The organism is Caulobacter sp. FG121, from assembly GCF_057809815.1.
Genome location: NZ_JBMDKR010000001.1, coordinates 643,809 through 663,855, shown reverse-complemented (window position 1 = coordinate 663,855; position 20,047 = coordinate 643,809). Strand labels below are relative to the sequence as shown.

Genomic DNA, 20,047 nt, shown 5'->3' with positions numbered 1-20,047 from the left:
CTTAGCACCGGCGACTTCGACGAGCGCGTCGCCTTCAAGCGTCCAGACGGTTTCTGGCCTCAGCGGGGCGAGGCGGGCGGCATGGGATGGGCCGGTCCCGGTCAGACCCGGACCGCCGTGATCTCGACCCCGGCCGCTTCGGCATGGGGCGCGAGCGCCATCGGCTTTTCGACCCGCACCCGGGCGCGTGTGACACGCGGATCGGCCAGGCAGCGCTCGGCCAGCCGTTCAGCGAAAGTCTCGACCAGTTCGATATGGCCCTCGGCCGCCAGATCCCGGGCGTCGTTGGCGATCGTCTCGTAGTTGACGGTCTGGGACAGGCGTTCGGCGTGGACCGTGGTCACATCCAGTTCAACGTCAACGATCAGGGGCTGCGTCTTGCCGTGCTCATGGTCGTAGACCCCGATCTCGGCCTCGACCTTCAGGCCGCGCACGAAGATCTTCGCCACCACGATGCGGGCGGCGGGCGCGGGGTCCAGGGGCGTTTCGGGAAGGGTGGCGGCCACGTCTCTCAGCAGGTCAGGGATGAATGATGTCGGGTGTGAGCCAGCCCAGATGCTGGCCGCTGTCCACGGCGATCATCTGACCGGTCACTGACGGAGCGTCAATCAGATAGCGCATCGCCGCGGCGATCTCGTCGGGGTTGACGCTGTGGCCGAGCGGGGTGCCGGCCGCTTCCCGCTCGAATTCACCGGGCGCCTGGTGCACCGAGCCGAGCGTCGGGCCCGGGCCGATGGCGTTGACCCGGATGCGGGGCGCGAGCGCCTGGGCCATCGTCTGCGTGGCATGCCAGAGCGCCGCCTTGGACAGGCTGTAGCCGAAGAACTGTGGATTGGGCCGCCAGACCCGCTGGTCGAGGATGTTGATGACGGCGCCGGTCGCGCTGTCGGGCAGCCGGGCGGCCATGGCCTGGGCCAGCAGGGCGGGCGCCCGCAGGTTCGTCACCATGTGGGCGTCGAAGGTATCCACGTCGAAAGACTGCAGACGATCGTCGATGAACAGGGAGGCGTTGTTGACCAGCAGGGTCACAGGGCCGAGGACCGCCTCAGCCCGACCGATCAGGTCGCCGGCGTCGGGGGCCGCGAGGTCGCTGGCCAGAATGCAGGCCCTGCGACCTTCGGCGCGGACGAGATCGGCCGTCTCTTCGGCCTCGTCGGCCGAGTCGCGATGGTGGACGGCGACGTCATGGCCCGATCGGGCGGCCTGCACGGCCAGAACCCGGCCGATGCGCCGGGCCGCGCCGGTGATGACAGCCGCGCCGCTCAAGACGGGATCAGTCGGCCCGACCGAACTCGAACAGGTTCAGGGCGATCAGGGCGATGATGAAAATCGAGATGACGCCGATGGCGGCCATGACGCGGCTCCGGATTGAAAAGACGCCCCGGCTTTAGCCGCCGCTCTCGCGCCGGGCAAGCGGCCGTTCTAGGCTGGCGTCATGTCCCGCTGGAAACGCCTTCTCGAACCCCGCCTTCGGCCGGTCTACCAGATCATCATGCGCCAGATGCGCGGCCTGACGCTTGGCGTTCGGGTGGTGGTCTTTGACGAGGCCGGGAGGGTGCTGCTGATCGAGCACAGCTACACACCCGGCTGGCACTTTCCGGGCGGTGGCGTGGAAAAGGGCGAGACGGTCGAGGAGGCCGCCGTCCGGGAGCTCGAGGAAGAGGCCGGCGTGCGGGCCCTGTCCCGGCCGCGACTGGTGTCGATGCACTCCAATGGCGGCGCCTTCCGGGGCGACCATGTGCTGGTCTACCGCGTCGATCACTGGGAGATGGCCACCGCCACCTCGCGCGGCGAGATCCTGCGCGTCGACTGGTTCCACCCCGAAGATCTGCCCGAGGGCGCGACGCGGGGCACGCGCAAACGTCTGGCCGAGACGCTGGACGGCGGCCCGCCGGACCTGTTCTGGTAGAGCCAATCAGAAAACCAACACGGGGGAAACGCGCATGCCGAACTGGATGGTCCCGCAGGACTTCAGCAAGATCGCCGTCGGCATCGACCGGCCCGAGGATGTGGTCGTCGGCAAGGACGGCCGGGTCTTCGCCTCGGACCATCAATGCGCGGTGGCCGAGATTCATCCGGACGGGTCCTTCACCCGCATGGGCCCGAAGGGCGGCGCGCCCAACGGCATCAACATGGACCTGCAGGGCCGGGTGCTGATCGCGAACTTCGGCATCTACGACAGGGAAGAGGGGCCGCTGCAGCGGTTCGACCCCGCGACCGGGAAACACGAATCTCTCGTCGCCGAAGTCGGCGGCAGGCGGCTGACCAGCGCCAACTATCCGGTGCTGGACCGGGACGGGAACATCTGGTGCGCCAACTCCACGCACGCCGAGACCTGGCCCCAGGCGCTGGACGGCCGGCCGGACGGCTTCATCTTCGTGCTGCGGCCCGACGGCTCCACCAGCATCGTCGCCGAGGGGCTGAAGTTCCCCAACGGCCTGGCCCTGTCGGCTGACGACCGCTGGCTCTACTGCGCCCAGACCAGCGGCGCCGACGTCCTGCGGTTTGAAATCCTGCTTGGCGGCAAGCTGGGGCCGGGCGAGCGCTACGGCCCGGTGCTCGGCCGGCTGGTCGACGCCTCGCAGGTCCAGGCGGAGGCGGATGCCGCGCATCATCCGGACGATCTTGGCTACACCGACGGCGTGGGCATGGACGCCAACGGGGTGCTGTGGGTCTGCTTGCCGGCCGCCAACAAGATCGTCGCGATCCGGCCTTCGGGCGTCGTCGAGACCGTGGTCCACGACCCGTCCGGCGAAATCGTCAACCACCCGACCAACATCACCTGGGGCGGACCGGACCTGAAGGACCTCTACATCGGCTCGATCCGCGCGGGGTACGTTCTGAAGGCTCGCAGCCCGGTCGCCGGCCAACCGCAGGCGCATCAACGTTGAAGCTTGATGCATCAACTTTGAACTCGGCCCTTTCCGAGGTGATCGGCGGTAACTAAACTAGCGTTTGAAGAGGCCGTGCGGCGGCCCGCAGGGAGATGACGTGATGCGCGACTACACGAAGTTTTACATCGACGGCCAATGGGTCCAGCCCACCGGCGTCACGACGCTGGACGTCATCAACCCGGCCAATGAAGAGGTCTGCGGCAAGATCTCGCTGGGTACGGCCGACCACGTCGACCAGGCCGCCAAGGCCGCCCGCAAGGCGTTCGAGACCTTCTCGCTGACGACCGTCGAGGAGCGCATCGACCTGCTCGAGCGCATCGTCGTCGAATACCAGAAGCGCTACGGCGACATGGCCGACGCCATCACCGAGGAAATGGGCGCCCCGGCCTCGCTGGCGCAACGCGCCCAGGCGGCCATGGGTCTCGCCCACACCCAGACCGCCATCGGCGTGCTGAAGAGCTTCAAGTTCGTCGAAGACCGCGGCCCGACCCGTCTGGTCAAGGAACCGATCGGCGTCTGCGGCCTGATCACTCCCTGGAACTGGCCGGTCAACCAGATCGCCTGCAAGGTCGCCCCGGCGATCGCCGTGGGCTGCACCATGGTGCTCAAGCCGTCCGAAGTCGCGCCGTTCTCGGCCTACATCTGGACCGAGATCCTTCATGCCGCCGGCGTGCCGGCCGGTGTGTTCAACCTGGTCAACGGCGACGGCCCGACCGTCGGCGCCGCCCTCTCCAGCCACGCCGAGATCGACATGGTCTCCTTCACCGGCTCGACCCGCGCCGGCATCGAGGTGGCCCGCAACGCCGCCCCGACCGTCAAGCGCGTTGCCCAGGAGCTGGGCGGCAAGAGCCCCAACATCATCCTCGATGACGCGGACTTCCAGGCGGCCGTCACCGGCGGCGTGCGCTCGGTGATGATGAACTCGGGCCAGTCCTGCAACGCCCCGACCCGCATGCTGGTCCCCGGCAAGCGCATGGACGAGGTGATCGCCATCGCCAAGGCGGCGGCCGATTCCACGACGGTTGGCGACCCGAAGGGCAACGCCCAGATGGGTCCGGTCGTGTCCGAGGTCCAGTTCAACAAGATCCAGAAGCTGATCCAGGCCGGCATCGACGAGGGCGCGACCCTGGTCAGCGGCGGCGTCGGCCGCCCGGACGGCATCGACAAGGGCTACTTCGTCAAGCCGACCGTCTTCGCCAACGTCACCAACGACATGACCATCGCCAAGGAAGAGATCTTCGGCCCGGTCGTTTCGATCATCGGCTACAACAGCGTTGATGAAGCGGTGAAGGTCGGCAACGACACCGAGTACGGCCTCGCGGCCTACGTCTCGGGCACCGACGTGACCCAGCTGCACGCGGTGGCCAGCAAGCTGCGCGCCGGCCAGGTCAGCATCAACGGCGGCGGCGGGGACCTGATGGCTCCCTTCGGCGGCTACAAGATGAGCGGCAACGGGCGCGAGTGGGGCGACTACGGCTTCCACGAGTTCCTCGAAACCAAGGCCATGCTCGGCTTCAACCCGGCGCAAGCCGCGGAGTAGAGTTTGCGTGGTTCGAGACGCGGACCCGATGGTCCGCTCCTCACCATGACGATCAGGAGTGCGACCCACCTCTCTTCGTCATCCTGAGGAGCGAGCTTCAGGCGAGCGTCTCGAAGGACGCAATATGGCTCAGCCCATCAAAGGGCCGTCGGATCGTTCCGGCGGCCCTTTTTCTTTGGTCCGTCCTTGTGCATCTTCGCATCGCCAGCGCCCGTCAGAGGCGCGGCAGGACAGGAAGCAGCATGACCCTACTCGCCGACATTCAATCCGTGGCCGACGTGCCGCGCGTTCAGGCCCGGCTTCGCCCCGACGCGGAGGCCATCTGGTTCGAGGGCCGCGTGACCACATTCGGCGATCTGGACCGCGCCTCGAACCAGTGTGCCCAGGCGCTGCTGGCGCTCGGCCTCAAGCCGGGCGACCGGGTCGGTGTGCTGGCGAAGAACATCGACGACTTCTTCGTGCTCTGGTTCGGCTGCATCAAGGCACGTGTGACGCTTGCTCCGGTCAACTGGCGCCTCGCGCCACCCGAGATCGCCTTCATTCTCAAGGACGCGCGGGCCAAGGTGCTGGTGGCCGGCGAGGACTTCGGCGGCGTCGTCGACATGATCATCGGCGGACTCCCGGACATCAAGAATCTCATCCAGTTCGAACCGGGCCACCCGCGCTGGCCGGGCTTCCGCGACTGGATCAGCCGCTACGCCTCAAGCGATCCCCGACTGCCTGCCCGGGCCGACGATGACGTCATCCAGCTCTACACCAGCGGCACCACGGGGCTGCCCAAGGGCGTTCAGCTGACCCAGGCCAACTTCCTCAGCCTGTTCCAACTGGCGCTCGAGGCCGGCTGGGCGAAGTATGATGCGGGCAAGACAAACCTCGTCGTCATGCCCCTGTTCCATGTGGCCGGGACCAACTGCGGCCTGCTGGCCCTGCTGCAGGGCGTGCGCAACATCCTGACCCGCGAGGTCAGCGCCACCGAAATCCTTGACCGGCTGCAGGACAAGCAGGTCGCCTACGCCTTCCTGGCCCCGACGATCATCAACATGCTGCTGCAGACGCCGGGTGTGGAGCATGCGGACTTCCGTCGGCTCGAGCGCATCTTCTACGGCGCCTCGCCGATCTCCGAGGCCGTGTTGCGCCAGGCCCAGGAACGGTTCGGCTGCGACTTCACCCAGCTCTACGGCCTGACCGAGACGATCGGCGGCGCGACCTACCTGCCGCCTGAGGACCATGCGCCCGAGCGCGACAAGCTGCGCTCCTGCGGCAAGCCCTGGCCGGGCTTCGAGGTGCGGGTCCTGACGCCCACGGGCGAGGCCGGCAAACCCGGCGAGGTCGGGGAGATCCAGATCCGCGCCAAGGGGGTGATGAAGGGTTACTGGAATCGACCCGAGGCCACCGCCGACGCGATCTGCCCCCAGGGCTGGTTCTCGAGCGGCGACGCCGGCTATTTCGATGACGAGGGCTACCTCTACATCTACGACCGCGTGAAGGACATGATCGTGTCCGGCGGCGAAAACGTCTATCCGGCCGAGGTCGAGAACGCCCTGTTCAGCCACCCCGCCGTGGCCGACGCCGCCGTCATCGGCGTGCCGGACGAGAAATGGGGTGAAGCGGTCAAGGGCATGGTGGTGCTCAAGCCCGGCGCGACCGCCACGGCCGAGGAGATCATCGCTCACACGCGCGCACGGATCGCCGGCTACAAGGCGCCCAAGAGCATCGACTTCATCGAGGTTCTTCCGCGCAACCCGTCGGGCAAGGTGCTCCGCCGGGAGCTTCGTGCGCCGTTCTGGGAGGGGCGGGAGCGGCTGGTGGGTTAGGGTCTCACCCCGGCCGTCGCGCAGCGTGCCGGACTTCGAGGATGGTGACCTGATCGCCCTCAATGCGATATCGGATCAGGTATGGCGGCAAGATGACGAGTTCCCTCCTGCCGTGAGAAATAGCTCGCCCCCGACCCGGGAATAGATCCAGACGGTTGCCGTTATCTAGTAGTTCTTCCGCGATACGGGCGGCGGTGAACGGCTTGTCAGCTGAAATCCAGCCGACGATCTCGACGACGTCGGTGATCGCCTGGTCTGTCCAGATTACTTTCGCCACGAGTAAGGCGGGAGCTCAGGCTTTCCGTCGATGATCGATTGCAGCCATTTCGCCACCACCTCGTGCGGCACGACCCGTCCTGCAGCCGCATCCGCGTCGGCGGCGGCCGAGCGTTCGTCGTAGTCCGCATCGAATGCGATCGGCGCTTCTTCGAAGCCGGGAGGTTTCTCATCGCTCATTTTGAAAGCTTATCACGGATCGAGGCAAAAACAAGGGTGTTAGATAGAAATACCCGTTAAGGTAGCATTTCTTCTCGCATCCGTTGACCCTTGCCTGCCCCGACGTCGCCCGTGATGATTTCGGGGCAAAGCGGGGAAACGCCATGACGACCTTCACCACCATCCCGACCAACGGGATCAACCTGCGCGCTGTTGTCGAGGGTTCGGGGCCGCTGGTCGTGCTGGTGCACGGGTTTCCGGAGAGCTGGTACAGCTGGCGTCACCAGATCGCGCCGATCGCGGCGGCCGGGTTCCAGGTCTGCGCCATCGATGTGCGCGGCTATGGCGGCTCGGACAAGCCTGGGCGGGTCGAGGACTACAGCCTCGAACAGATCACCACCGACGTGGCCGGGGTCATCGAGCATCTGTCGCCGGATGAGAAGGCCGTGGTCATCGGCCACGACTGGGGGGCGCCGATCGTCTGGAACACGGCGCTGACGCGGCCGGACCGGGTCCGCGCGGTGGCGGGTCTGTCGGTGCCCTACACCGGCGTGCCGGCGGTGCAGTTCATGGACATCATCAAGGCCGTCTTCACGGACAACGGCCGGTTCTTCTACCAGGTCTATTTCCAGGACGTCGGCCCGGCCGAGGCCGAACTGGGCAGCGATCCGCGCGCGGCGATCCGCAAGTTCTATTACGCCATCAGCGGCGACGCGCCGGACGGGACCTGGCCGGCGGACAAGCCGCACGGCGAACGCCTGCTCGACCGGCTGCCGGATCCCGTACCGTTCCCGGCCTGGCTGACGAAAGAGGACGAGGACTATTTCGTCGCCGAGTTCCACCGCTCGGGCTTCTTCGGGCCGCTCAGCCGCTACCGCAACCACCAGCGCGACTTCGACTGGCTGCAGGGGTTCAAGGACCGCAAGATCGAGCAGCCATCGTTCTTCATCGGCGGCGACCGGGACCTGGTGCTGAAAATGATCCCGGGCGTCAATCCGCTCGACATCATGACCCCGCACCTGCCGAACCTGCAGGGCGCCCAGGTGCTCCCCGACGTCGGCCACTGGACGCAGCAGGAGGCGCCGGAAGCGGTGACGGGCCTGCTCGTGGAGTGGTTGAAGGGGCTGTAGCGTCCTTCGAGACGCTCGCTTGAGGCTCGCTCCTCAGGATGACGGGCGCAGGTGTTCGTCATGGCGAGGAGCGGACCCTCAGGTCCCCCCGGATCAAGTCCGGGGCTCGAACCACGGAGCACGCCCCAACGCCTGTTTGACTCCCCTAGGGTCAGGAATAGTCTCAAGGGAACAACGATAACAAACGCTCCAGGAAACGCCCATGACCCCCGCTGACGGTGCGACTTCGGCTGCGGTGAAGCCGGCTTTCAAGCCATTGCCCCAGAAGGGGCCAGACGTGACGGTCGAGCGCCGCGCAGACGGTTCGATCCTGCTTCGCTCCAACCATGCGCCGGGCGAAGGTCCGCGCTCCATCGCCCACCTGATCCGGGACAAGGCGCAGGCCCACCCCGACCGCCCCTGGATGAAGCAGCGCGAACCCGGTCACGGCCCGTGGCGCCAGGTCACCTACGGCGAGGCGGTGCGCGCCGCCGAAGGCATCGCCCAGTGGCTGCTGGACCGCGGCCTGACCGGCGCCGACAGCGTCATGGTGCTGTCAGCGAACTCCATCGAGCATGCGCTGGTCATGATCGGCTGCTACACGGCCGGCGTTCCGGTCGCGCCGATCAGCCCGGCCTACAGCCTCATTTCCACCGACCACGCCAAGCTCAAGCACTGCGTGGAGACGGTGAAGCCGCGGGTCATCTTCGCCCAGTCGGGCGTGATGTTCGAACGGGCCATCGCCACCCTGCGCGCCTACGATCCGACGCTGGTGTTCGTGACGGCTGACGGCACGGGCGAGGGCGCCATTCCGCTGTCCGAACTGACCGGAACCGAGCCGACCGCCGCTGTCCATCAGGCTCGCGAGACGCTCGGCCACGAGACGGTCGCCAAATACCTGTTCACATCCGGCTCGACCGGCATGCCCAAGGGCGTGCCGCAGACCTTCGGCATGATGGCCGCGACCATCGCCGGCGGCGAGGGGCTGCGGTCGGAAGCGGTCGACCCCGACGTCATCCCCCAAAGCCTGGAGTGGATGCCCTGGAGCCACATCAGCGCCGGCAACATCGGCTTCAACGGCGTCCTCTGGGGCGGCGGCACGGTGCACCTCGACGAGGGCAAGCCGATCCCCGGGATGTTCGAGACGACGATCAGGAACCTCTACGAGGTCTCGCCGGTGGTGTTCGGATCGGCGCCGATCGCGTTCGGCATGCTGGCCGAGGCGATGGAACAGGATCCGGTCCTGCGGGCGTCGTTCTTCAAGAACCTGCGCTACATGGGCTACGGCGGCGCGACCCTGTCGAACGACGTCAATGACCGGCTGCAGGCGCTGGCCGTCGCCGAGACCGGCCAGCGTATCCCGCTCACGACCATGTATGGGGCCACGGAAACCCAGGGCGTCACGGTGACCCACTGGGCGACCGAACAGGTCGGCCTGGTTGGCCTGCCGGTGCCCGGCGTGACCATCAAGCTCGTGCCGAACGGGACCAAGCTCGAGGTGCGGGTCAAGGGGCCGACGGTCACCACCGGTTATCACAACGACCCGGAAAAGACGGCTGCCGCCTTCGACGAGGAAGGCTTCTACAAGCTTGGCGACGCGGCGAAGTTCGTCGACGACAACGACCCGGCCCAGGGGCTGGTGTTCGACGGCCGGGTGACCGAGGACTTCAAGCTCGACAGCGGCACCTGGGTCAGCGTCGGCACGCTGCGGCCGGATCTGGTCGCCGCCGCCAGCCCCTACGCGATGGACGCCGTGATCGCCGGCCAGGACAGGCCGTTCATCGGCGCGCTGTTCTGGCCCTCGATGGCCGGGATGCAGGCGCTGGCCGCCGATCCGGGGCCGGGCTCGCCGATCGACAAGCTGACGGCGATCCTCAAGGACAAGCTCGCGGCGTTCAACGCCACGGCGGGCGGCTCCTCGCGCCGCGTCGGCCGCTTCGTGATTATGACCGAGCCGCCCTCGATCGACGCCGGAGAGATCACCGACAAAGGCTATGTCAATCAGCGCGCCACGCTCGAACGTCGCGACGCCCTGGTGCAGGGCCTCTATGCCAATCCGCCCGCCGCCGGCGTGGTCACGGTCTGAAGGAACGAACGATGACGATGGATCCCGGATTCCGCGCGCTGCTCGACGCGACCAATGCGGTCGAAATGCCGCCGCTCAAGACCCTGCCGCCGGCGATGATCCGCGAGGGCTACCGGTCCCAGCGGGTCGATGCCGACGCGCCGACCGACCTGGACGTGCGCGACCTCGAGGTCGCGGGCGGCGCCGGGCCGATCAAGGCGCGGCTCTACACGCCCAGGGGCGCCCCGGCCGTCGGTCCGGGCCTCGTCTATTTCCACGGCGGCGGCTTCGTCATCGGCGACCTCGACAGCCATGACGGCTTCCTGCGCCGGCTCGCCGCTGCGTCCGGCGTTCGGGTGCTGTCGGTCGACTACCGGCTCGCGCCCGAGCACGAGTTCCCGGCGGCGCATGACGACGCCTTGGCGGCGCTGAAGTGGACCTTCGACCATGCGGCCGAAATCGGCGTTGATCCGGCCCGTATTGCGGTCGGCGGCTGCTCGGCGGGCGGCAACCTGTCGGCCGTGGTGGCGCTGGAGATCAAGGACGACCCGAAGCGCCGGCTGGCCTTCCAGCTGCTACTCTATCCGGCCACGGCCATGGAGCAGGACACGAAGTCCCGCAGTGATCTCGCTACCGGCCACCTGCTCACCGCCGAGGTGATGGACTGGTTCGGCGACCACTTCGGGGTCAATCGCCACCCCGACCGCAAGCGCGCCGAGCCGAAGTTCGCTGACCTCACCGGCGTCGCCCCGGCCCTCGTGGTCACCGCCGGCTTCGATCCGCTGAAGGACGAGGGCAAGGCCTACGCCGCCGCGATCAACGCCGCCGGCGGGAAGGCCCGGCACGTCGAGTACAGCGCGTTCGTCCACGACTTCTACACGCTGGCCCCGTTCAGCCCGGCTGTGCCCGCGGCGATCGAGGAAACGGCGGCGGCGCTGAAGGCGGCGCTGGGCCGACATCCTGCGTGGTTCGAGACGCGGGCCTGATGGCCCGCTCCTCATCATGACGGGCTTTTGTGCAAGCCACCCCTCTTCGTCATCCTGAGGAGCGAGCCCCAAGCGACCCCGGACTTGATCCGGGGCTCGAAGGACGCACAGGGCCTCCCCGACAAAAAGAAAAAGGGCGGCCCGGGCTTCCCCGAGCCGCCCTTCACTTTTCAGCTCAGTGCTGTCCGCGAGACTAGAACTTGCCGCGCAGGGTAACGCCCACTGTCCGGGGCGCGCCCAGGAAGGTGTCATACGTCGAAACGTTGTTGTCCGCCGCGGCGCTGTAGGGGTTGGACGTATCGACCTGGAACGGGCCGTTGAACGCGACCTGCAGGTAGTCCTGGTCGAACAGGTTGTTCGAGAATAGTTCCACCGACCAGCGCTCGTCCTGCGAGCCGATGCCGATACGGGCGTTCACGAGAGTGAAGGCGTCCTGTTCCTTGACGGGGTGCAGGTCCGAACCGGTGTTGTAGCGCGAGGTGTACTTGGCCGAGACGTTGGTGCGGAACACCAGCGAGTCGCTGATGTCACGCTCGTAGGTGGCCGAGACCGACGACGACCAGCGCGGCGCGAACGACACCTGCGAACCCGGCAGACGGAAGACGCTGTTGAAGCGGCTCGGGTCGGTCAGGTCAGCGGCGGTGAAGCTGCCGAACTGGGTTTCGGCGTAGGTCACGCCGCCTTGCAGGGCCAGGCCGTCGACAGGCGTGAACCAGACGAAGTCGGCGTCGACGCCCTTGGAGATCACCTCGGGGATCGACTCGACCACGAAGGCCGTGCCGATGAAGGTGTTCAGCTGGAAGTCGGTGTAGTCCTGATAGAAGACGGTCGCGTTCAGCAGCAGCGAGTTGTTGAGCCACTTGGTCTTGATCCCGATTTCGTACGAGTCCGCGAACTCGGCGCCGAAGCTGGTGTCCTTCAGGACGGCATAGTCCAGGCAGCCCGACGCCACGGCGCAGTTGGAAGCCGTGTTGAAGGGCAGCGGCGAGCCGAACGGCGTGATCCGGGCGCTGCTGGTGCGGTCGAGGTTGAAGCCGCCCGACTTGTAGCCCCGAGCGGCGGACGCGTAGGTCATGATGTCGTCGGTGACCTTGTACGCCAGCTTGATCGTGCCGGTCGTTTCTTCTTCGCTCTTGGTCTGGGTGAAGTGACCCAGGGCGTCGAAGTCGTTGTTCTGAGCGTTCAGGCACAGACCGCCGACGACGGCGCGGGCGGTCGGGACGCCGGCGAGACCGGCCAGGGTCGCGTAGGAGGCTTCACCCTGGTCGCACGAGGCGCCGGTGGTGGAGTAGGTCGTGCCGAGGGACTTGTCGCTGCTGGAGTAGCGCAGGCCGACGGTCAGCTTCAGGGCTTCGGTGATTGACCAGGTGTTGTCCGTGAACAGGGCGAAGGTCTTGTCGGTCTGGGCGTAGCGGTCGTCCGAACCATTGCCTTGCTGATGGATTGCGGCCGAGGACAGGCCGAGCAGGGCCGGCACGTTGCTCAGAACGCGCTGGTCGAAGTAGCCGTAGAAGTCCTTGCCGTAGAGCAGGACCGAACGGGCATCGAGGTCTTCCTTGGCGTAAAAGGCGCCGACCAGCCAGTCGAGCGAACCTGTCGTGCCCGCGAACCGGAGTTCCTGCGAGAACTGCGTGAACTCGGTGAAGTTCGATCCGTCGTTCGGACGATAGGCGATGTCAGCGGCGGTGAAGTCCGAGTCCTGACCGGTTTCGGCCCGCCAGTTCCGCCAGGCGGTGATCGACGTCATGGTGATGTCGTCGGAGATGTCCCAGTCGGCCTGCAGCGAGAAGCCGGTGTCGACGATGTACTGGCCGGTGTCGCGGTTGGCGTAGGCGTTCCGTTCGAACGGACGCTCGGTCGTGTCGATCGAGCCGGGGCGCGTGGCGTTGATCAGGTTGGCGCGCGAGTTGGCGGCGTTGCCGACCACCAGCTGGGTGGCGAGGCAGCAGGACTCGTCGCGCTGGGTGTAGTCGCCGATGACGCGGATCTTGAGGGCGTCGTTCGGAATGATCAGCAGCTGGCCGCGGGCGGTCCAGAAGTCCTGGTTCACGTCGTCCTTGGCTGTGCGCGGGCCGGCCGTGCCGGTGACCACGTCGAGGTAGCCGTCACGCTGGCGCGAGGCCACGAACAGGCGACCGGCGACCGTGTCGTCCGAGGTGAGCGGGCCGGTGATCGAGGCCGACACGCCGCGCGAGCCGTAGTTGCCCACGGTGACTTCGCCGTTCGCGCCGAAATTGAACGAGGGTTCGACGGACAGGATGTTGATGACGCCGGCCGAGGTGTTCTTGCCGAACAGGGTGCCCTGCGGGCCCTTCAGCACTTCGACGCGCTGCAGTTCGCCGAGGTCGCCGAACGACACGCCGTTGCGCGGACGATAGACGCCGTCGATCACGACGCCGACCGAGGATTCCAGACCGGGGTTGTCGCCGACCGTGCCGACGCCGCGGATGCGGGCGGTGGTGACCGTTTCGTTGGAGGTCGAGGTGACCGTCAGGCCCGGGGTCAGGATCGTCAGATCCTTGATGTCCTTGACGCCGGCGTCCTGCATCAGCTGGCCGCTGACGGCGGTCACGACGACCGGCACGTCCTGCAGGCTCTGCTCACGCTTGGTGGCGGTGACGATGATGGCGTCGACGGTCGACGCTTCCTGCTGGTCCTGCGCGTAAGCCGCGCCAGCGAAAACGGCGGAGAGCACGGCGGCCGAGGCCGACGCGCGAAGCAACTGTGAAAAACGCATTTCCTGTCCTGAGATTATTGGCGCGGTCGGGGAGGAGCCGCGCGGTTATCGACACTTGAAAGCCTGACGGCTCCGTCAAAGTTGACGGCGATCATCTACGGCGCGCGGGGAAACCTGCACAAGCGTCAATCCCTTGAAAATAAGGGGAAAACCACTGTTCGTGGCGCATATGTAACAGCACAGGTGTCAAAAATCAGCGTTCGCCTGAATTGGCACGGCGGGCTGCGCGAACCGCAGCGTAATGACCCCCACCAGCACCGATAAAACCGAGCCGGCGACGACTCCCAGCTGGACCTGGGCGGCGGCCGCGCCGTCGTGAAACGCCAGGCCGCCGATGAACAAGCTCATCGTGAACCCGACTCCGCAGAGCATCGAGACGCCAAGCAACTGAAGCCAGGTCGAACCTGTGGGTCGCTGGCCGAGCTTGAGGGCGGACGCCAGGGCGGTCGCGCCCAGCACGCCGAGGGGCTTGCCGAGCAAAAGGCCGGCGGCGATGCCCAGCGGCAGAGGAGAGAGTAGTCCGCCCGCCGGGAAGGCGTCGAATGCGAAGCCGGCCGCCACGAAGGCGAAAAATGGCAACACGCCGTAGGCTACGTAGGGGTGCAGAGCGTGCATGTAACGCTTCAGTTGCCCATTCCCACCCTCCTTCATTCCGCCGATGGGAACGGTCAGGGCGGCGGCGACGCCCGCCAGTGAAGTGTTGACCCCGGATTTCAGGGTAAAGGCCCAGACGGCAAGGAACATCAGAGCGAACAGAACGGTCGGATCGCTCTTCCAGCGTCCGATCCATGCCATGACAGCGAGCCCGGCGGCGGCGGCGGCCAGAGCCGCAAGGTCGATGTGATTGCTGAACAGCACCGCGATCAGGGCCACCGCGCCCAGGTCGTCGGCGATGGCCAGGGTCAGCAGGAACACCCGTAGCGACGCTGGCAGTCTGGGTGCGGCCATGGCCAGGGCTGCGAGGGCAAAGGCGATGTCGGTAGCGGTGGGGATCGGCCACCCGCGCGGCGAGCCGCCGTCTCCGAGATTGAAGGCAAGGAAGATCAGGGCGGGAACGAGCATTCCGCCAACGGCTGCCAGTACCGGCGTCGCCAACTTTCGCGGATCCGACAGTTCGCCCCTCAAGACCTCGTACTTGATCTCAAGGCCGACGACGAAGAAGAACACGGCCATAAGGCCGTCCTTGGTCCATTTGAGGACGGATTTCGTCTCCTCCCAACCGCCGATCTGCAGCGTCAGTGGAGACTTCACGAAGGCGAAATACGCCTCCCGCAAGGGCGAGTTGGCCAGCACAAGCGCCGCGAGCGCCGCGAGCGCCAGCACGAGGCCTGATGCGGCTTCAGTCTTCAGGAAGTCGAGGGTGAACCGGCGCGCCATGCCTTGCGCTATCATGGAGGGCGGGAGCGCCCAATCGAAACCGGAAAGACCGCCCGCTTTTCGGCGACCGCATGAACCGTATGCCTCTGGCAGGCGACTATATCGCTGAGGTGGGCAGATGAAGCGAAATGCCGCAACCGTTCTGGATGAGTACCTGGTGCTGGCGGCGCAGCAGGGGTCGGCCGAGGCGTTCCGCCGCCTGGTCATTCGCTGGACGCCCGGACTGCGGAGGCACGCCGGCAGGGTCCTGCTGGACGCGGACGCCGCCAGCGACGCCGTGCAGGACGCGTGGCTCGCGATCGCAAAGGGGTTGCGGCGTCTGGACGATCCGACGCGCTTTCCCGCCTGGGCCTTGGCGATCACGACGCGCAGGTGCGTCGACGAGGTGCGTCGTCGCCAACGGCGGCGTGACGTGACCAGGAGCGTGCTCGACGACCGGTTGGTCGCGGCCGCGAGGGTCACCCGGGACGATCCGGAGCAGACTCTCGACCTTGTCGAGGCGGTCGCGACCCTCCCGGCGGACCAGCGACTGCTGGTGAGTCTCTACTACGGCGAAGGCCTGTCGATCGGGGAGATCGCCGACGCCTTCAGGATTCCCGCAGGCACGGTCAAATCGCGCCTGCACACGATCCGGCTTTCCCTGAAAGCCCGACTGGAAGGAGAAGACCATGTCCCAGTTTGACCAAGCCCTCCGCCGCTCCCTGTCTCCGGAGGACCTTCGACTGCTCGATGACCTCAGCCGCGAGGAGCCGTTGATCCTGCAGGCCCTGCATGCCTTTCAGAACCAGCACCGGCTTGTCGGCGTGCTGGGTTGGGTCGGCGGCTTCGGTCTGTTCGGCGTCGCCTGCTATTTCGCCTGGCGGTTTGTTCAAGCTCCCGATCTTCGCACGATGATCCTCTGGGGCGCCGCCGCGGGCCTGGCGGTAGTGGCCTTCACCATGATCAAGCTCTGGTTCTTTATGGAGATGCAGAAGAACAGCATCCTGCGCGAGGTGAAGAGACTGGAGTTGCAGGTCGCCAGTCTGCGGGTCACGAGCGCCACGGACGCCTGATGAGCGCGACATCCGTGCGATCAGCAAGGCTTCGGGGCGGCGGCCCCGGCTTTTGTCCCCAAGGTTGAGAATCCTGTAGTGTCGCCAAAACAGTGAGGTGATCTCGTGTCACTCTGGCTTGGCATTCTGGCGGGCTTGGCGATGCTGGCGGTGGGGGGCGACCTGCTGGTGCGGGGCGCCTCGAGCGCCGCGAGGCGGTTGGGGGTCAGTCCCCTTCTGGTCGGCCTGACCGTGGTCGGCTTCGGCACCTCGACCCCGGAACTGGTGACCAGTCTGCAGGCGGCGTTCGCCGGTTCGCCCGGGATCGCCGTCGGCAACGTGGTCGGCTCGAACATCTCCAACAGCCTGCTCATCCTCGGCCTGACGGCTTTGATTTCACCGCTGGTGGTGGACCGTCGGGCGTTCCGGCGGGACGCAATCGCGCTGCTGGCGGCGACGGCCGGGCTGACCTGGGCGATCCTGCAGGGACGTCTCACCCGCGACATGGGTCTGGTCGGGCTCGGCGCCCTGCTGCTTTACATCCTCGTGGTCTGGCTGATGGAACGGAAGTCGCCCGACGTCGAAGCCGAGCGGATCGAGGACCAGGCCGAGGAGCCGTCAAAGGCCGCGCCAAGCTTGTGGATCGCCCTTCCCCTGGTTGCCGCGGGAATCGCGATCACCATCTACGGCGCCCACCTGTTGGTCGGCGGCGCGATCGAACTGGCGCGAGGCCTGGGCGTGTCGGACACTCTGGTGGGCCTGACTATCGTGGCCCTCGGTACATCGTTGCCCGAGCTGGTGACGAGCGCCGTGGCCGCCCTGCGCAAGCAGGGCGAGGTGGCGCTGGGCAATGTCATCGGCTCCAACCTCTACAATATCCTTGGGATTCTGGGCATCACAGCCGTGGTCAGGCCGGTTGATGTCCCGGCCGAAATCGCCCGGCTGGATGTGTGGATCCTCGTGGCCGCGACAACCCTGATGGTCCTGCTCGCCAGACGCCGGGGCAAAGTGACCCGTGCGGAAGGGCTCCTGATGGTGACGGCCTACCTCGCCTACATGGCGTGGCTGGTCTGGGGTTCGGACCTTCAGGTCGTCTGAATCCGGGATCTGGCCTTGCGCCAGGCGCTGGCCGCGGTCATCTGCGGTGCATGCCCGTCTCGTCCGACTACCGCCCTGATCCCCGCTTCATGACGCTCGGCCCGGAGTTTTCCGACCCGGTGACGGCGGCCGACTTTCCCGAAACCGTCCTGCGCCACCGGAACCAGAGGGCCGCCGCCAGCGTCGGGCTGGCCGACCTTACCGACGCCGAGTGGATCCGGCACTTCGGCCGGTTCGCGCTCCTGCCGGACAACCAGCCCGGGCCGCTGGCCATGCGCTATCACGGCCACCAGTTCCGCACCTACAATCCGGACCTCGGCGACGGTCGCGGCTTCCTGTTCGCGCAGCTGCGCGAGGCAGGCGAGGGGCGTCTGCTGGACCTCGCCACCAAGGGATCGGGCCAGACGCCCTGGTCGCGGCGGGGCGACGGCCGCCTGACCCTGAAGGGCGGCGTGCGCGAGGTGCTGGCGGCGACGATGCTCGAGGCGCTGGGCGTGCCGACCAGCCGCTGCTTCTCCCTGATCGAGACGGGCGAGGACCTGGACCGCAACGACGAACCCAGCCCGACCCGCTCGGCCGTCATGGTCCGGCTGTCGCACAGCCACATGCGCTTCGGCACCTTCCAGCGGCAGGCCTACCTCGAACGCGCCGACAACATCGGCGTCCTGGTCGATCACTGTATCGACGCCTACTACCCGGAGCTGGCCGACGCCGCGGACCGGCCCGCCGCGCTGCTGGCCGCCGTGGTCGTGCGCACCGCCCGGCTCGTGGCCGGCTGGATGGCCGCGGGCTTCGTCCATGGCGTGCTCAACACCGACAACATGGTCGTGACGGGCGAAAGCTTCGACTACGGCCCGTGGCGCTTCCTGCCGCGCAATGATCCCAACTTCACCGCCGCTTATTTCGACGAGACCGGGCTCTACAGCTTTGGCCGCCAGCCGGAGGCGGCGTTCTGGAACCTTCAGCAGCTGGCCGGCTGCCTGTCGCTGGTGGCGGAGTCCGACGGGCTGGTCGCGGCGCTGAACGGCTTTACCCCGGCCTACCGCGACGCCATGCGCGAGGCGATGCTGGCGCGGCTGGGCGTTCGCTCACGCGGCGCGGATCCGGACCTCGACCTGGTCAACGCCGCCTTCCGGGCGCTGGCCGAGGGCGGGGACCGCCTGCGCTGGGAGCCGTTCTTCTTCGACTGGTTCTGCGGCGACGAAACCCGCGCCCTCGCCGGTCCGCGCGCCGACCTCTACGGCGGCGAGGCGTTCCTGGCGTTCCGCGCGGCGCTGGCCGAGGCCGAGCCCGACCGACCCGAGCGGCTGGCGAACCCGATGTTCGCCGCCGCCGAGCCCGAGGAGATGCTGGTCGACGACGTCGAGGCGCTCTGGGCGGCTATCGCCGAACGCGACGACTGGGCCCCGTTTCAGGCCAAACTGGCGGGGCTTGACCAGGCCCGCCAGGCGTGGGGGCTGTCTCTGACCTAGCCGTTGAAGGCGGGTCGGCGTCCGGCCCAGGGGCGCGCAGCCTCCAGCTGTCCGGCCAATCTCAGCAGCCCCGCGTCGTCTCCGGGGCGACCCATGAACTGGATGCCGATCGGAAGCCCGCCGGCGCTCCAGGCCAGCGGCACGCTCATCGCCGGCTGCCCGGTCAGGTTGGCCAGCTGGGTGTTGGTCATGAAGGCGAACAGCCGGTCGGCGTAGCCGCGCAGGTCGAGCGGGTCGCCCCGGAGCGAGCCTTTCGGGATCGGCGGCTGGCCCATGGTCGAGCACAGCAGGACGTCGAAGGTTTCCTGCGTCTTCGCCATCTCGCGGCCGGCTGCATGGGCCGCCTGCATGGACTGGACATAGAGCGCGCCGGAGACCTTCTGGCCGCGGCGGTACATGGCGGCGGTAACGGCGTCGATCTCGCCGTCCTCGATCGGACGACCGCGGCGGGAGATCTCGGCGTCCAGCGTCGCGGCGATACTGGCGGCGATCACCGACCCGGCCCCCTCGCGCATGGCCGGGAAGTCGACGCTGAGCGTTACCGACTCCACGTCGTGGCCGAGCGAGGCGCAGAGCCGGGCCACGTCAGCGACGGCGGCCGAGCACTCGGCGTCAATCGTTTCACCGGCCACGCCGCCCGGCAGGACGCCGATGCGCAGCTTGCCGGGGTCGCGGCCGACCTCGGCGGCGAACGGCGTCGCGGGCGGCTCCAGCCAGTAGGGATCGCCGCCGACAGGCCGGCAGACCAGGTCCAGCAACGCGGCGCTGTCGCGGACCGTGCGCGTTACGGCATGCTGGATCGAGAACCCGCCCCATCCTTCGTCGGCCGGGGCGAAGGAGACACGGCCCCGGCTGGGCTTCAGGCCGAACAGGCCGCAGCAGGAGGCCGGCATGCGGATCGACCCGCCCCCGTCGCTGGCGTGCGCGGCCGGCAGGATACCCGCCGCAACGGCCGCCGCCGCGCCGCCGGACGAGCCGCCCGGCGTGTGATCGAGGCTCCAGGGATTGAGGGTCGGGCCGAACAGTTCCGGCTCCGTCACCGGCTCCAGCCCGAACTCCGGCGTGTTGGTCTTGCCGAAGATCACCAGTCCGGCCTGGCGGTAGGCCGTGACGATGGCGCTGTCGGCCGCCGCGACATTGTCCTTGAACAGCCTGGACCCGCTGGTGGTCGGCGTTCCCGCGACCTGGGCGCTGATGTCCTTGATCAGCCAGGGCACGCCGCCGAGCGGCCCGGCCGGCGTTCCGCCGGCGACCTGCGCGCGGGCCTGATCTTCCAGCGACAGGATGATGGCGTTGAGAGTCGGGTTGACGGCGGCGGCCCGCGCGAGCGCCGCGTCCAGCACTTCGGCCGCGCTCACCTCCCGTTTCGCGATGAGGGCGGCAAGGCCCGTGGCGTCCTGGGCCTGATAGTCGTCCTGGTTCATCGCCGTCTCCCCGCGGTCTGTTTCGCCGATCCGATCACAGACCGCGCGCGCCGCCAAGGCGGCCG

The 20,047-nt window shown here is 67.5% G+C and carries 18 protein-coding genes; 11 read left to right on the top strand and 7 right to left on the bottom strand.

What is annotated here, in order from left to right; all coding sequences use genetic code 11:
- Nucleotides 1-101: 101 nt before the first annotated feature.
- Together folB and ACODSL_RS03490 are read right to left on the bottom strand one after the other, a co-directional pair.
- The gene (gene folB / locus ACODSL_RS03495; RefSeq protein WP_488899727.1) at nucleotides 102-479 is read right to left on the bottom strand and encodes a dihydroneopterin aldolase; all 378 of its coding nucleotides are present in this window, start codon (nucleotides 477-479) and stop codon (nucleotides 102-104) included.
- A 40-nt stretch (nucleotides 480-519) separates the two neighbouring features.
- Nucleotides 520-1,266 (bottom strand): SDR family oxidoreductase, encoded by a 747-nt coding sequence (locus ACODSL_RS03490; protein WP_488899240.1) that lies wholly within the window; start codon nucleotides 1,264-1,266, stop codon nucleotides 520-522.
- A gap of 169 nt (nucleotides 1,267-1,435) precedes the next feature.
- Here ACODSL_RS03490 and ACODSL_RS03485 point away from each other — a divergent pair, with 169 nt between their 5' ends.
- The 4 genes from ACODSL_RS03485 (at nucleotide 1,436) to ACODSL_RS03470 (ending at nucleotide 6,248) form a co-directional block, all read left to right on the top strand.
- On the top strand, nucleotides 1,436-1,909 hold the full coding sequence (locus ACODSL_RS03485; protein WP_488899239.1) for an NUDIX domain-containing protein: 474 nt from the start codon (nucleotides 1,436-1,438) through the stop codon (nucleotides 1,907-1,909).
- Between the two features lie 34 nt (nucleotides 1,910-1,943).
- Nucleotides 1,944-2,891 carry an SMP-30/gluconolactonase/LRE family protein gene (locus ACODSL_RS03480; protein WP_488899238.1) on the top strand — a complete coding sequence of 316 codons (948 nt, stop codon included), beginning with the start codon at nucleotides 1,944-1,946 and terminating at the stop codon, nucleotides 2,889-2,891.
- Nucleotides 2,892-2,994: 103 nt separating this feature from the next.
- A complete protein-coding gene (locus ACODSL_RS03475; protein ID WP_488899237.1) occupies nucleotides 2,995-4,434 on the top strand; it encodes an aldehyde dehydrogenase family protein in 1,440 nt (479 codons plus the stop codon).
- A gap of 242 nt (nucleotides 4,435-4,676) precedes the next feature.
- The gene (locus ACODSL_RS03470) at nucleotides 4,677-6,248 is read left to right on the top strand and encodes a long-chain-fatty-acid--CoA ligase (protein ID WP_488899236.1); all 1,572 of its coding nucleotides are present in this window, start codon (nucleotides 4,677-4,679) and stop codon (nucleotides 6,246-6,248) included.
- Between the two features lie 4 nt (nucleotides 6,249-6,252).
- Here ACODSL_RS03470 and ACODSL_RS03465 read toward each other — a convergent pair whose 3' ends face one another.
- A complete protein-coding gene (locus ACODSL_RS03465; protein ID WP_488899235.1) occupies nucleotides 6,253-6,525 on the bottom strand; it encodes a type II toxin-antitoxin system RelE/ParE family toxin in 273 nt (90 codons plus the stop codon).
- Entirely contained in the window at nucleotides 6,513-6,704 is a 192-nt protein-coding gene (locus ACODSL_RS03460; RefSeq protein ID WP_488899234.1) for an antitoxin, read from the bottom strand. Before ACODSL_RS03460 ends, ACODSL_RS03465 begins: the two co-directional genes overlap by 13 nt.
- 143 nt (nucleotides 6,705-6,847) lie before the next feature.
- Here ACODSL_RS03460 and ACODSL_RS03455 point away from each other — a divergent pair, with 143 nt between their 5' ends.
- From ACODSL_RS03455 to ACODSL_RS03445, 3 genes are all read left to right on the top strand, one after another.
- A complete protein-coding gene (locus ACODSL_RS03455; protein WP_488899233.1) occupies nucleotides 6,848-7,813 on the top strand; it encodes an alpha/beta fold hydrolase in 966 nt (321 codons plus the stop codon).
- A gap of 202 nt (nucleotides 7,814-8,015) precedes the next feature.
- Nucleotides 8,016-9,878 carry an AMP-binding protein gene (locus ACODSL_RS03450; protein ID WP_488899232.1) on the top strand — a complete coding sequence of 621 codons (1,863 nt, stop codon included), beginning with the start codon at nucleotides 8,016-8,018 and terminating at the stop codon, nucleotides 9,876-9,878.
- An 11-nt stretch (nucleotides 9,879-9,889) separates the two neighbouring features.
- On the top strand, nucleotides 9,890-10,843 hold the full coding sequence (locus ACODSL_RS03445) for an alpha/beta hydrolase (protein ID WP_488899231.1): 954 nt from the start codon (nucleotides 9,890-9,892) through the stop codon (nucleotides 10,841-10,843).
- A 193-nt stretch (nucleotides 10,844-11,036) separates the two neighbouring features.
- Here ACODSL_RS03445 and ACODSL_RS03440 read toward each other — a convergent pair whose 3' ends face one another.
- Both ACODSL_RS03440 and nhaA read right to left on the bottom strand, forming a co-directional pair.
- Nucleotides 11,037-13,580 carry a TonB-dependent receptor gene (locus ACODSL_RS03440; RefSeq protein ID WP_488899230.1) on the bottom strand — a complete coding sequence of 848 codons (2,544 nt, stop codon included), beginning with the start codon at nucleotides 13,578-13,580 and terminating at the stop codon, nucleotides 11,037-11,039.
- Between the two features lie 186 nt (nucleotides 13,581-13,766).
- Nucleotides 13,767-14,957 (bottom strand): Na+/H+ antiporter NhaA, encoded by a 1,191-nt coding sequence (nhaA, locus tag ACODSL_RS03435; RefSeq protein ID WP_488899229.1) that lies wholly within the window; start codon nucleotides 14,955-14,957, stop codon nucleotides 13,767-13,769.
- A 118-nt stretch (nucleotides 14,958-15,075) separates the two neighbouring features.
- Between nhaA and ACODSL_RS03430 the strand changes: the two genes are divergently transcribed.
- The 4 genes from ACODSL_RS03430 (at nucleotide 15,076) to ACODSL_RS03415 (ending at nucleotide 18,558) form a co-directional block, all read left to right on the top strand.
- A complete protein-coding gene (locus ACODSL_RS03430; protein WP_488899228.1) occupies nucleotides 15,076-15,639 on the top strand; it encodes an RNA polymerase sigma factor in 564 nt (187 codons plus the stop codon).
- A complete protein-coding gene (locus ACODSL_RS03425; RefSeq protein WP_488899227.1) occupies nucleotides 15,626-16,009 on the top strand; it encodes a DUF6768 family protein in 384 nt (127 codons plus the stop codon). The genes ACODSL_RS03430 and ACODSL_RS03425 overlap by 14 nt, the downstream gene beginning before the upstream one ends.
- 105 nt (nucleotides 16,010-16,114) lie before the next feature.
- Nucleotides 16,115-17,086, top strand: coding sequence for a calcium/sodium antiporter (locus tag ACODSL_RS03420; protein ID WP_488899226.1), 972 nt, complete (start codon nucleotides 16,115-16,117; stop codon nucleotides 17,084-17,086).
- A gap of 50 nt (nucleotides 17,087-17,136) precedes the next feature.
- Complete coding sequence (locus tag ACODSL_RS03415; RefSeq protein WP_488899225.1) at nucleotides 17,137-18,558, top strand: protein adenylyltransferase SelO; 1,422 nt, start codon at nucleotides 17,137-17,139, stop codon at nucleotides 18,556-18,558.
- On the opposite strand, the gene ACODSL_RS03410 is transcribed toward ACODSL_RS03415, so the two are convergent.
- Complete coding sequence (locus tag ACODSL_RS03410; protein ID WP_488899224.1) at nucleotides 18,555-19,982, bottom strand: amidase; 1,428 nt, start codon at nucleotides 19,980-19,982, stop codon at nucleotides 18,555-18,557. The two genes, ACODSL_RS03415 and ACODSL_RS03410, sit on opposite strands and share 4 nt — an antisense overlap.
- Nucleotides 19,983-20,047: the final 65 nt, after the last annotated feature.